Origin of the sequence: Tistrella mobilis (genome assembly GCF_041468085.1) — a bacterium.
GTDB lineage: Bacteria > Pseudomonadota > Alphaproteobacteria > Tistrellales > Tistrellaceae > Tistrella > Tistrella mobilis_A.
Genome location: NZ_CP121017.1, coordinates 3,105,592 through 3,118,645, shown reverse-complemented (window position 1 = coordinate 3,118,645; position 13,054 = coordinate 3,105,592). Strand labels below are relative to the sequence as shown.

Below are 13,054 nucleotides of genomic sequence, written 5' to 3'. Positions count from 1 at the left end.
ATGTCGTGTCACCCTCCACCCCGTACCGGTGACCGTTCGCGGTGTGTTGCGTCGCGGCAGGGGAGAGGGATGAGGGCGAGAGGCTGGATCACCCTGGTGATCATTGCAGGCCTGGCGGGTGCTGCCGGCTGGGCCTGGCAGGCCGGTCTTGTGCCCGGCATGCCGGCACCGGGTGCCTCCCGGACCCCGGCGGCGGATGGAACCGCCGCGGCCCCGCCCGTGCAGGCCCCCGCTGCACCGCCGATGAAGGTGGGTGTGGCGGATGCCGGCCGCGGCACGGCCCATGATCGCCTGATCACTTTCGGCACGGTCGAGCCGGTCGCGCGTATCGTGCTGTCGCCCCAGTCCGGCGGCCATGTGGTCGAGGTGCTGTTCCGCGAGGGAGAGCCGGTGCGGCAGGGCCAGCCCCTGGTGCGGCTGGACCGCCGCGTGGCCGAGGCCGAGCTTGCCAGCGCCAGGGCGACCGCGGCGCTGGACGCCCAGAATCTGACGCGCGACGAAGAGCTGGGCCGCCGCGGCACCAAATCCCGCGCCGATATCGACCGGTCGCGTGCCGCCGTCGCGGCGTCGCGGGCGGCGCTGGAGGTGAAGCAGACCCAGCTTGACCTGCTGACCCTGCGCGCGCCCATCGACGGCGTCGCCGGCACCCGCAAGATCGAAGTCGGCAGCTTTCTCTCCCCCGGCGAGGAGGCGCTGACGGTCGAGGACCGCTCCCGCCTGCGGGTGACGTTCCGGGTGTCGGAAAAACTGCTGCCGCGGCTGAAAACCGGCCTGCCCGTCACGCTGTCCTCCCACAGCCTGGGGCCGGACCCGATCCGGGGCCGGGTGACGCTGGTCGATCCGTCGATCGAACCCGACAGCCGCAGCATCCTGCTCCGTGCCGAATTGAGCGAGGCCGAGATCGGCGGCCGGCCGATCCATCCGGGTCTGTTCGTCAATGTCGATCTGCTGCTCGACAGCCGGGCGGGGGCGGTGCTGGTGCCGCGTCCGGCGGTGATGTCGTCGCTGTCCGGCGATTACGTCTATGTCGCAGAGAACGGCAAGGCCGTTCGCCGCCCGGTGACCATCGGCGCCGATGGCGACGGCGGTACGGTGGAAATCGTGACCGGGCTGGATGCCGGCACGCCCGTCATCGTCGAAGGCCAGTTCAAGGTCGAAGACGGCATGCGCATCGACCCGGTACCGGCGGGCGGGGCCGGCTGATGCTGATCTCCGACCTCTGCATCCGCCGGCCGGTCTTCGCGATCGTGATCAACCTGATCCTGGCGCTGCTGGGGCTTTATGCGCTCGACCACCTGTCCATCCGTCAGCTGCCGGCGATGGATTTTCCCTATGTCACCATCACCACGGTCTATCCGGGGGCGGCGGCCGAACAGGTCGAGCGCCAGCTGACGACGCCGATCGAACAGGCGGTGTCAGGCATTTCCGGCGTGCAGCAGATCACGTCCCAGAGCCGGGCCGGCATGTCGCTGGTCCAGATCCAGTTCCGCCTGGGGCTCGACGGGCTGCTGCTCGCCAACGAGGTGCGCAACAAGGTGGCGCCGCTCACCGATACGCTGCCCCAGGCGGCGCGGGCGCCGGTGGTGGCACAGCAGTCGCTCGATGCCCAGCCGATCATGTTCCTGACGGTGGCGAGCGACAATCATGATGCGCTGGAGATCAGCGATACCGCCAACCGCCTGCTGCTCCCCCGGATTTCGGCCCTGGACGGCGTGGCCCAGGCAACCTTGCTGGGCGAGCGGCGCTATGCCATCCGCATCGTGCTCGACCCGATCCGCCTGGCCTCTTACGGCATCACCATCGGCGATGTCCGGGCGGCGATCGTCGCCCAGAATGCCGATGTGCCCGGCGGCGAAATCCGCACCCGCACCGACCGCACGGATGTGGTGGTGGAAGGGGCGCTGTCGACCGCGGCCGAATTCGACCGTCTGGTGGTGCGTGCCGAGCCGGGCTATCTGGTGCGCATTTCCGATCTGGGCCGGGCGGAGGTGGGGCCTGAAAGCCTGGACAACGCCATCCGTTTCGACGGCCGCGACGTGGTCGCGGTCGGCATCGTGCCGCAAAGCACGGCCAACCCGCTCGACATCGCGAAGCTGGTAAAGGCGGAACTGCCGGCCCTGCAGGCCGGATTGCCGGGCGGCTTCCGGCTGGAGATCGCCTTCGACAGCACGATCTATATCGATGCCTCGGTGCACGAGGTGTTCGAGACGATTGCGATCGCGGTCGCCCTGGTGCTGGGCGTGGTGGTCATCTTCCTGGGCTCTCTGCGCTCAAGCGCCATCGCGCTCGTCACCATCCCGCTGTCGCTCTTGGGCACGCTGGGGCTGATGGCGGCGATGGATTTCAGCATCAACACCCTGACGCTGATGGCGGTGGTGCTGGCGATCGGTCTTGTGGTCGATGACGCGATCGTCGAGATCGAGAATGTCCAGCGCCATGTCGATGACGGGCTCGACGCCTTCACCGCGTCGTTCCTCGGCAGCCGCGAAATCGGCTTCGCGGTGATCGCGACCACGCTGACGCTTGCGGCGGTCTTTGCGCCCATCGGTCTGGTCGGCGGCCAGATCGGCATGCTGTTCCGGGAATTCGCCTTCACCCTGGCGGGCGCCGTGCTGATCTCGGGCTTCATCGCCCGCACGCTCTCGCCGATGATGTGCGCGCGGCTGATCGGTGCACGGGCCGAACACGGCTATGCCCGGCGGGTGGAGCGGGCGAGCGAAGCACTCGCCCGCCTCTATGGCCGCCTGCTGGGCTGGCTGCTGCACCGGCGCTGGCTGGTGCTGCTGGGCGTGATCGCCGCACTCTATATCGGCTTCTCGGCCACCAGCCGGCTGAACTTCGCCTTCGCCCCGGTCGAGGATCAGGGCTATATCCTGTTCGATATCGAGGCGCGCGGCACCTCGACCCTCGACCACCTTCAGGACGAGGTCGCCCGGGTGGAGGCGGTTCTGAAGAGCGTGCCCGAGGCCTCCGGCGTGCTGACCCTGCTGGGCAGCCCGAAGCCGTCCGCCGCCAGCGCCTATCTGCTGCTGAAGCCCTGGGCCGAGCGCAGCCGGAGCGCGACCGAGATCGGCGATGCGCTGAAGCCGCTGCTGGCGGCGATCCCGGGCCTGCGGATCGACGTGCTGCAGGTCAGCCCGCTGGGGGGTGGCGGCAGTTCGCGGCCGATCCAGCTGATGATCACCACCACGGGCAGCTATGACGATCTGGCCCGGACCATGGACCGGCTGGTGACGAAAGCGCGCGAGCTGCCGTCGATCGCGGACCCGGCCTCCAGCCTGGAACTGGACCGGCCGCAGCTGGAGGTGACGCTGGACCGCGACGGCGCGGGCGAGCAGGGGGTGACGGCAACCGCGCTGGGCGACACGCTGCAGGCGGCGCTGGGCGGCAACCCGGTTTCCACCTTCACCAACCGCGGCGAACTCTACAAGGTGATCATCGACCTGCCGCCGGAATGGCGGGGCCAGGTGGAGACGATCAACACGCTGGAAATCCGCGGCAAGAGTGTCGATCCGCTGCCGTTGCGCGATTTCGTGGAGCTGCGCCGGACCGTCGGCGCCGACACGCTGGAGCACACCGACGGGCTGCGCTCGGCCACCTTCACGGCGGCGGTCGCCCCCGGTCATCAGCTGGCCGAAGCCTTCCAGGCGCTGATGCCGCTGATGGGCGAGGTGCTGCAGCCGGGCATGAAGACGGTGCTGGCGGGCGACGCCGCGACCGCGTCGCAGGAAAGCGGTTCGGCCGGGCTGGTGCTGCTGCTGGCGCTGGTGTTCATCTTCTTCATGCTGGCCGCCCAGTTCGAAAGTTTCCGCGACCCGGTGATCGTGCTGGCGGTGGCGCCGCTGGCGGTGGCCGGGGCAATCTTCACCCTGGGCGAGACCGGCGGCGGGCTGAACATCTACAGCTTCATCGGCTTCGTGACCCTGATCGGCCTGATCGCCAAGCACGGCATCCTGATCACCGAATTCGCCAACCAGCTGCGCGATGCCGGCCGCGACCGGACCGAGGCGGTGATCGAGGCGGCCGAGACCCGTTTGCGGCCGATCATCATGACCACGATCGCGACCGTGCTGGGCGCGGTGCCGCTGGCCATCGCCACCGGCGCCGGCGCCGGCGGGCGCCGGGAACTGGGCTGGGTGATCGTCGGCGGTATGACCTTCGGTACGTTCGTGTCGCTGTTCGTCATACCTGCGGTTTATACTCTGATCTCGCGGAAGCGGCGCAAGGTGCTGGTGGAGCCACCACCGCCCGATGCGCTGCTGCAGCAGAGATTGAAGGATCGGGCGGCATCATGACGACGTCGGGTGTGAAATACCCGCCGCCGGATGCCCTCCAGATGGCGTACCGCCGGCGGAGCCGGGTGTCCCCGGGAATTCCGTTGGCGTTTCAGAGGAAGAATGGCACGCTCTGCGTGGATCATCAGTATGGTACGGACGACCTTGCCCGCCGGGCGCCGTCTTCCCGTACGGTACTGTCCCACGACGGGCTGTCGTCCCTTCCCCCCCTTCCGACCTACCGACCGATCCCGGCAAGACTGGTCCGGGCCCCTGGATGAGGATGCGATCGATGTCCACCGCTGAAGTGACGGCTGCTCCCGCCGATGTCTACACGCCCGAAGCGCGCGCCGATGATGCGCGTTCGCTGGTCAAGCGCTGCGCGCTCTGGGGCGCGGGCGCCGGCCTGCTGCCTTTCCCCCTGCTCGACGTGGCCCTGGTCACGGGCGTGCAGGTGAAGATGATCTACGAGCTGTCGAAGATCTATGAGGTGCCGTTCAGCGAGAACCGCGCCAAGGCGATCGTCGGCTCGCTGGCCAACACCGTTGTCCCCGGCACCGCCGCGGCCAGCCTGGTCGGTGGCGTCGCCAGCCTGGTGAAGTCGGTGCCGGTGGTTGGCACGGTCATCGGCCTTGCGGTTTCGCCCACCGTGTCCTACGCCGTGACCTATGCCATCGGCCGGGTGTTCATCCAGCACTTCGAGACCGGCGGCACGCTGCTGAACTTCAACCCGGATCAGCTGCGCGACCACTTCAAGGCCGAATTCGAGGCCGCCAAGGCCGATGCCCCGTCGACCGCCGAGGCCGCGAAGGCCGCGGCCGACGCCGTGAAGGCCGAAGGCAAGCCTGCCGCCACCAAGGCGTCGTGATCGCCATCCCAGTGATGTCGATCCAACGGATCAGCCGCCCGTTCCCGTCGCCGCATCCGCGGGGCGGGGCGGGCGGCATCCGCCGCCTGACCATGCCGCATCTGGTCCTGCGACCAGCGCACCGAGAGGATCATCCCGATGCCGCCGACTGCCGGCCTCATGCTCCCCATCATCTACGTCGTCATGTCGGTGATGGTCGGCCTCTGTGGCGCCGGCCGCAAACCGGGCTTCGTCGTCTCTTTCCTGCTCTCGATCCTGCTGACGCCCTTCGTGGTGCTGCTGGTGCTCTATGCCACCCGGCCGCGCGAGCCGGCGCGCCCGGTGGTGGCGCGCAAGGCGAAGCGCAACTGAGCGGCACGAGACCGCATCGCGGAACCGGCTCCGGCCGGCTGTGCCGCGATCCGCTTCCCGGGGGCATCTCCCGGGCACGATTTCCCCGAGCAAGACCGAGTTCCGCCCGGTGACGATGCCCCTGATCGAGCTTATTCGCCGTGACCTGACGGCGAAACCGGCGACCCTCCTGTTCATCGCCGCGCTCGCCGGTGTCAGCAATGCGCTGGTGATGGCGATCATCAACAATTCCGCCGGGCTTTACGACGATGCGCTCGACCTGCGGACGGTGGCGCTGTTTGCCATCGTGGTCGCGGTCTATGTTCTCAGCCAGCGCCGGATGATGCAGATCACCGCCACCGAAGTGGAGGAGATCATCCATCGCCAGCGCAGCAGCCTGATCGATGCGGTTTCGCGATCCGATCTTCTGCCGCTGGAACAGGTGGGGCGCGGCAATATCCTGGCCAGCGTTATCCGCGACACCCAGACGATTTCCCAGGCGGCGAACCTTCTGGTGATCGCCGCCCAGTCGGTGATCCTGGTCGCGCTTGCGATGATCTATATCTTCATCACCGATCGCACCGCCTTCTGGTTGAGCACGGGGTTCATCGCGATCGCCGTGTTCCTGGTCGTCCGGCGGCTGATCGATCTGCGCAATCGGTATCCGGTTGCGATGATGAAGGAAAATCAGGTTTTCGAGAGCATGCGCGACGTGCTCGACGGCTTCAAGGAAGTGAAGCTGTCGTCATCGCGGCGCGATGCCCTGCTGCGCGACATGGCGCGGCTGTCGGCCGAGGCACGCAATGCCAAGGCCGACATGCAGGTGAAGTCGGGCAATGAATTCGTCTTCGGCCAGACGATGATCTTCCTGCTGCTGGGTATGGTGGTCTTCGTGGTGCCGAGCTTCGGCAATACCGAACCCGAGGCCGTGGTCCGCACCGCGACCGCCATTCTGTTCATCGTCGGCCCGCTCAGCATGGTCATCCAGGCCGTGCCGATGATGGCCATGGCCAATGCCGCGGCCGACAATCTGATGCGCATGGACCGGGTGCTGCGCGAGATTGCCGCCGCTTCCGAGGTGGCCACCAGCCCGTCGCAGACCCTGACCTCGTTCGAGGAAATCCGGCTGGACGGTGTCGCCTTCACCTATGCGCCGGTGGGGGGCGTGTCCTTCGGGGTGGGGCCGGTGGACCTGACCATCCGGTCGGGTGAACTGATTTTCGTGACCGGCGGCAACGGCTCCGGCAAGTCGACCCTGATCCGCCTGCTGCTCGGCCTCTATCACGCAGACAAGGGTATGATCCGGCTGGACGGGAAGCCGGTCACCCGCGGTTCATTCGAGACCTATCGCTCGCTGTTCTCTGCCATCTACGCCGACTACCATCTGTTCCGCCGGCTTTACGGCATCGAACCGCCGGATGCGGCCGAGTTCGATGCGCTGGTCAAGTTGATGGAGATGGGGGGCAAGGTGGCGCTCGATGGCGACCTGTTCGATACGATCGACCTGTCGAGCGGCCAGCGGAAGCGTCTGGCGCTGATGGTGTCGATGATCGAGGACCGGCCGGTGCTGGTGCTCGATGAATGGGCGGCAGATCAGGATCCGCAGTTCCGGCGCAAATTCTATCGGGAACTGCTGCCGATGCTGAAGGCGCGCGGCAAGACGGTGATCGCGATCACCCATGACGACCGCTATTTCGACGTTGCCGACCGCCGCGTGGCGATGGAGGAAGGGCGCGTGGTCCGGATCGTCGACAGGCGCGACAACCAGACCCGCGGCGATGCCACCCGGGTGGAAGATGCCCGTGACGACGAAGATGGGGAGGAGCCGGCATGACGGTCGCCGATATGGACATGACCGAAGAGCCGGAGCGCCCGGGGCTGTTCCGCCGGATCAGCGGCTGGCTTCGCCGCCATCTCTGGTCGCTGACCCTGTCGATCCTGCTCACCGGCGGGCTGGTCATCCTGTTCTGGCCGGTGATGTTCATCACCGTTCCGGCCGGTCACGCCGGTGTCGTCTGGCACCGCTTCGGCGGCACTGATGTCGAGAATCCGACCGGCGAAGGGTTGCAGGTGATCTGGCCCTGGGACCGGCTGGAGATCTATGACGTCCGCTTCCAGACCGTGACCCAGACCTATGACGCCATCACGGCCGACGGCCTGACGGTTGCGACCACCATTTCATTCCGCTATCGGGTGAACCCCGAGTATGTCGGCATTCTGCATAAGAATGTCGGCCCGGAATATCTGCACAAGATCATCATTCCCGAAGTCGGTTCGGTGGCCCGTGGTCGCATCTCGCAGTACACGGCTGAAGATTTCTATTCGAACCTGCGTACCATCGTGCAGAACGAGATCTATGAAGGCGTAAAGGCGAATTTCCTGCGGGGCAATTATTACAGCCAGCCGGGCATTGGCCTGATCGAGTTGCAGGATGTGCTGATCAAGGCGATCCATCTGCCCGAGCGGGTGGCCCAGGCGATCGAGCGCAAGGTGGAACAGTATCAGCGTCAGCTTGAATACGACTACCGCCTGGCGACCGAGCAGAAGGAAGCCGAACGCAAACGGATCGAGGGCGAAGGCATCCGCATGCTGTTCGACCGGGTCGGTGCTGCGGAGATCCCGGATTATCTCACCTGGCTCGGCATCAATGCCTCGGTCCAGCTCGCCCAGTCGAACAATGCCAAGGTGGTGGTGATCGGCAACAAGGATTCGGGCGGCATGCCGCTGATCCTGGGCGGCATCGACAGCAATGGCGCCCGCGCGGCGGCTCCCGGTTCGACCCCCGGGCCGCAGGCGGCGGGGTCCCCCACGGCCGGTGGCGATACCGCACAGCCGGTGATCGTGGGCGACGTCGATACCGGCACCATGGAGATCCGGCCGGTCGGATCCGATCCGCTCGGCCGGTCGGGGGCTGCCGCCACGCCGCCCGGCGCACCCTCGCAGGGAACGCGCATGGATAGTGGCGAGAGCGCGGCGGTGATCGAAGGGGCGCCGGCCGGCGCCGCAGCGACCGGCCATGGCGTCGTGCCCGAGATGACGACGCCGGAACATCAGGCGGCACCCGGCACCGCCGGACCGTCGACGGTATCGCCGCAGCCGGCACCGGGCGCGGTACGCCAGGGCTTCCTGCCCGGTGAGCCGGTGACCCTTGAACAGCTGAGTCGCTGGCTGGGGATCGGCAGCGACGGCGCGCCCCAGGGGCCGGCGGGCTTCGGTTCCTATGGTCTGGTGCCGGAAACGGCGCCGGTCGTGGACCGGTCGAGAGGCAATGCGCCCGGGATGCCGGGCGTCGGCGGTTGATCGTCAGCCGGCGGTGGTGCGTGCGGCCAGCACGCGCGCAACCACCCGCGCCGGATCGGCAGCCAGATAGAAATGCCCGCCCGGGAAAATCTCGCAGGTGAAGCCTGCGGCGGTGAAGTCCCGCCAGGCGGTCAGCCGTTCCGGGGCGGCATGGATGTCGTCGGCGCCGCCCAGCGCCAGGATCGGGCAGGGCAGGCGCGGGCAGCCGGTGGGATCCGGGCGATAATCGGCCACCATCCGGAAATCTGCCCTGAGGGTCGGCAGGAACACGGCCATCAGTTCGCGATCGGCGAGCAGGGCGGCCGGGATGCCGTCATACCGGGCGGCGAGCGCATCGGCGAAGCCGGCATCATCAAGCCCGAGCAGGTCGCCCAGCGTGCTGGTCGAGCCGGGCGCGGTGCGGCCCGAGACGATCAATGTCTGCGGTGCATGGGGCGAAGCCTCGCGCACCAGCCGGGCGGCCAGCTCATAGCCGATCATCGCCCCCATGCTGTGGCCGAAGATCAGGGTCGGTTTGGGCGCAAGGCGGCCGAGAGCCGCGGCCAGCCCTTCCACCACCGGTGCCACGCGGTCGAGTGCCGGCTCGGGGAAGCGGCTTTCGCGCCCCGGCAACTGGGCGACCAGAAGCTCGACATCGGGGCCGGTCAGGGCCTCCCACGGGCGGTAGGCGCTGGCGCCTCCGCCGGCATGGGGGATGCACAGCAGCCGCCAGGGGGCGGCGCTGCGACCGGCAGGACCGGTGAGCCAGCGATCCTGGCCGGGCTGGACCCAGCGCGAGGCGATGGGCTGCATGAAACCCCTCCTTCAGTGTCGTCGGCACAGGCGGCCGCATCCGGGCCGGATGCGACCGCTATACCTCAGGAGGGATGACCTGTCACCCGGTGGTTGCAGGCTCCGGGCCATCCGCCATCATCGCCGACCGGCTGCGCCGGCGCATCGGCTCGCCCAGGAACAGCAGGATCGGGGCTGCGATAAAGACCGAGGACGAGGCCGCGACCAGGATGCCGAACACCATCGGCACGGCAAAGCTCTCCACCGCACTGCCGCCCCAGATGGCGAGCGGCAGCATGGCGAGAAAGGCGGTTGCCGAGGTGTAGAGGCTGCGGCCGAGGGTCTGGTTGATCGAGAGATCGATCATCTCGCGAAGCGACAGATTGCGGTGCAGGCGCAGATTTTCGCGCATCCGGTCGTAAACCACGACCTTGTCGTTGACCGAATAGCCGATCAGCGTCAGCAGGGCGGCGATGGCGGTCAGGTTGAAGTCGATGCCGGTGAGGGCGAAGAAGCCGACCGTCTTGGTAACGTCGAGCACCAGTGTCGCGATGGCACCGACGGCGAAGGGCCATTCGAAGCGCCACCAGATGTAGATCATCATGGCAAGACCCGCGAGCACGACCGCCAGCACACCGGCGGTGGCAAGTTCGCCGCTGACCTTGGCCCCGACCACGTCGACCCGTTCGATACCGGCGGCCGGATCGATGCCCTGGATCGCCGCCTTCAGCGTTTCGACCGCGGCGGTCTGCGCGGCATCGCCGCCGGGCTGACGCTCTACCCGGACCAGGACCGTGCCGCCGTCGCCGGTCTGCTGAAGGGCGACCTCTCCCAGCCCCAGCCCGCCCAACCGGTCGCGCAGAAGGCCGAGATCGGCCTGGGTCGAGGTCTCGACCTGAATGCCGCCCTTGAAGTCGACGCCGTAATTGAGCCCGGGCGAGATGAACAGCCCGATCGAGGCGAGCGACAGCACGGCGGAGACCGCGATGCCGGCGAAGCGGGCGCGCATGAACCGGATCCGGGTCTCCCCGGGCGGCATCAGCCGGATCAGCGGCTCGATCTCCAGCCTGGCCGTGGATGAGCGGAGCGCGCCGCGCCGGTCCAGGATCCAGGTCATGACGATCCTGACCACGGTGACCGCCGTGAACATCGAAATCAGGATGCCGAGCGCCATGGTGACGGCAAAGCCGCGCACCGGGCCGCTGCCGAACTGGAACAGCAGCAGAGTGGCGATCAGGCTGGTGACGTTGGAATCGACGATGGTCGCATAGGCCCGTCTGAAGCCGGCATCGAGGGCGGCCCGGGCATTGCGGCCGCGGCGGGTCTCTTCACGGATGCGCTCGTTGATCAGCACATTGGCATCCACCGCAAGCCCCAGCCCCAGGATGATGCCGGCGATACCGGGCAGAGTGAGCGTGGCACCCAGCGCCGAGAGCGCGCCCAGCGTCAGACCCACATTCAGCAGCAGGGCCAGGTTCGCGATCATCCCCCAGCCGCGATAGAGCGCCACCATGAAGCCGCAGACCAGGGCAAAGCCGGCAAGGCCGGCGACGATGCCGGCGCGGATCGCATCTCCGCCCAGATCGGGGCCGACGCTGCGTTCCTCGATCACCTTGAGCGGGGCGGGCAGGGCGCCGGCGCGGAGCAGGGCCGAGAGCACGCCGGCCTCTGCCACCGAGAACCTGCCGCTGATCTGGCCCGCCCCCCCGGTGATCGGCTCACGGATGACCGGAGCGCTCAGGATCCGGCCGTCGAGGACGATGGCGAAGGGGCGGCCGACATTCTGCGTGGTGATCTCGGCGAAGCGGCGGGCGCCGGCCTCGTCGAAGCGGAAATTGACCACCGGCTCGCCGCTGCGCGGATCGAAGCCGGCATGGGCATCGGCCAGCCGGTCGCCGTCGAGGGCCGGGCGCGCCTGGACCGCCAGCCTGCGAGGCGCACCGTCGCCGCCGTCCTGCATCGGCAGCAGCAGGGTGCCCGGTGCCGGGCGGGCGCCGGCCGCCGGCTGGTCGGCGAGCATGTGGAAGCCGAGTTTCGCCGTGCTGCCGAGCAGGGTGCGGATCCGGGCCGGATCCTGCACACCCGGCAGTTGTACCATGATCCGGTCATTGCCGACCCGCTGTACCGAAGGTTCGGCGACGCCGATCTGGTCGATGCGGGTGCGGACGATTTCAAGGCTCTGGGTGAGGGCAGCGTTCAGGCGTTCGGCGCGGGCGCTGTCGCTGAGGGTCAGGCGCAGGACACCGGTACCGTCGCGGGCAAGTACCGCGGTGACCTTGCCCCCGGCGCGGAGCAGGGGGGCGAGCGCGGCCTCGGCAGCCGGACGCTGCGCCGGGTCGGCGAGGTGCAGCAGGGCGCCGTCGCCATCGACGCTTATCGAAGCCGTGCCGATCCCGGCATCGCCGAGCGTGGCCCGGGCCTCGGTTGCAAGCGACTGAAGGGTCTCGTGTACCAGGGCGGCGGCATCTACCTCCAGCACCAGCTGGGACCCGCCGCTGAGGTCGAGGCCGAGTGTGACCGGCCTGGAGGGCAGCCAGTCGGGCAGGGCTGCCCGCTGGGAGGGGGTGAGCAGATTGGGCAGGGCGAAAGACAGCCCCACCAGGATGATCAGGGTATAGCTCAGGATCAGCCAGCGCGATGTGCGCATCTAGCCGGTCTCCACACGCCGCGGTCAGCCGGGCGCCACAACGCACGGGCATCCGCGTGTCCATGAGGACTGGATGTCTCGGAAGGTCGAAAGATGTCGGTGACGTGCGGGCTGCGGCGGCCGGTCAGGCGGCGGCGATGCGGCCCCGGCCGGCGGGCGGGGCGCGGACGGCCGGGCGGGTGTGGCGCGGATCCTGCGGGCAGTCCCGGGACCCCAAACGCGGGCGTCGGCGCTGCACGCCAGGGCGGCGCGCGGCCGGCAGGCCCGCCGGCGGCGGCAGGGCTGAACCGCCCGGGGCCGGCAGCGGGGTCGGGCTGCGGCCGTGATCGGCCAGAAGCACCGGCCCTGCATCGCGCGGCAGGATGAAGGGGGTTCCCGGCCCGGTCCCGCCATGGACAAAATCGGCTGCCTGTGTGCCGCCCTGAAGCGCTGGCAGCCGGGGGGCGGCACCAACCACGGCCCCCGCCGTCCAGAGCAGGGCGAGCACAGCCAGCAGCAACGGCAGCAGTGGCCGCCTGCCGGGGTCGTCCGGATCCTGAGGCATGGAGGAAGACACGGAGGCTGGCAGCCCTGCTGGCGAAGCTTCTGGACGGAGTCCATCATAAAATCGGGTCTGGTCCTTGAACCGTCAAGGGCTGCGCCATATACCCAAGGAAGCGGCTTTCGTTCGCCAACTCCCCTTCACCCGTATTTCTTCCCTCAACCCACCGCGACCCTCCGCGCATGGCACGGCCCATGTGCCGTGGCTTCCGGTTTTGTCTGCCGGCCCGGCATCCGTGCGCTCACCGTCCGCGTGTCCGGCTACCGTCCATTACGCCACGGCCGCTGCCATTGGTTGCGTCGGCGGATCCCCCCCATTCTGCA

At 68.4% G+C, this 13,054-nt stretch carries 9 protein-coding genes; 6 read left to right on the top strand and 3 right to left on the bottom strand.

Features of this window, described 5'->3' with window-relative positions:
- Positions 1-69: 69 nt before the first annotated feature.
- The 6 genes from P7L68_RS19945 (at position 70) to P7L68_RS19920 (ending at position 8,772) form a co-directional block, all read left to right on the top strand.
- The gene (locus tag P7L68_RS19945; protein WP_372001019.1) at positions 70-1,203 is read left to right on the top strand and encodes an efflux RND transporter periplasmic adaptor subunit; all 1,134 of its coding nucleotides are present in this window, start codon (positions 70-72) and stop codon (positions 1,201-1,203) included.
- Positions 1,203-4,295 (top strand): efflux RND transporter permease subunit, encoded by a 3,093-nt coding sequence (locus P7L68_RS19940; RefSeq protein WP_372001017.1) that lies wholly within the window; start codon positions 1,203-1,205, stop codon positions 4,293-4,295. Before P7L68_RS19945 ends, P7L68_RS19940 begins: the two co-directional genes overlap by 1 nt.
- A gap of 271 nt (positions 4,296-4,566) precedes the next feature.
- Complete coding sequence (locus tag P7L68_RS19935) at positions 4,567-5,142, top strand: YcjF family protein (RefSeq protein ID WP_372001015.1); 576 nt, start codon at positions 4,567-4,569, stop codon at positions 5,140-5,142.
- Between the two features lie 138 nt (positions 5,143-5,280).
- Positions 5,281-5,493: a hypothetical protein gene (locus P7L68_RS19930; RefSeq protein WP_372001013.1), complete on the top strand. Its 213-nt coding sequence runs from the start codon at positions 5,281-5,283 to the stop codon at positions 5,491-5,493.
- A 115-nt stretch (positions 5,494-5,608) separates the two neighbouring features.
- Positions 5,609-7,306 (top strand): cyclic peptide export ABC transporter, encoded by a 1,698-nt coding sequence (locus tag P7L68_RS19925; RefSeq protein WP_372006895.1) that lies wholly within the window; start codon positions 5,609-5,611, stop codon positions 7,304-7,306.
- Complete coding sequence (locus P7L68_RS19920) at positions 7,303-8,772, top strand: SPFH domain-containing protein (protein WP_372001011.1); 1,470 nt, start codon at positions 7,303-7,305, stop codon at positions 8,770-8,772. The genes P7L68_RS19925 and P7L68_RS19920 overlap by 4 nt, the downstream gene beginning before the upstream one ends.
- A 3-nt stretch (positions 8,773-8,775) precedes the next feature.
- On the opposite strand, the gene P7L68_RS19915 is transcribed toward P7L68_RS19920, so the two are convergent.
- The 3 genes from P7L68_RS19915 to P7L68_RS19905 all read right to left on the bottom strand — a co-directional run bounded on the left by P7L68_RS19915 (position 8,776) and on the right by P7L68_RS19905 (position 12,734).
- The gene (locus P7L68_RS19915) at positions 8,776-9,564 is read right to left on the bottom strand and encodes a thioesterase II family protein (protein WP_372001009.1); all 789 of its coding nucleotides are present in this window, start codon (positions 9,562-9,564) and stop codon (positions 8,776-8,778) included.
- Positions 9,565-9,646: 82 nt separating this feature from the next.
- Positions 9,647-12,190, bottom strand: a complete 2,544-nt coding sequence (gene secD, locus P7L68_RS19910) for a protein translocase subunit SecD (protein ID WP_372001008.1) — start codon at positions 12,188-12,190, stop codon at positions 9,647-9,649.
- Positions 12,191-12,314: 124 nt separating this feature from the next.
- Entirely contained in the window at positions 12,315-12,734 is a 420-nt protein-coding gene (locus tag P7L68_RS19905; RefSeq protein WP_372001006.1) for a hypothetical protein, read from the bottom strand.
- Between the last annotated feature and the right edge of the window lie 320 nt (positions 12,735-13,054).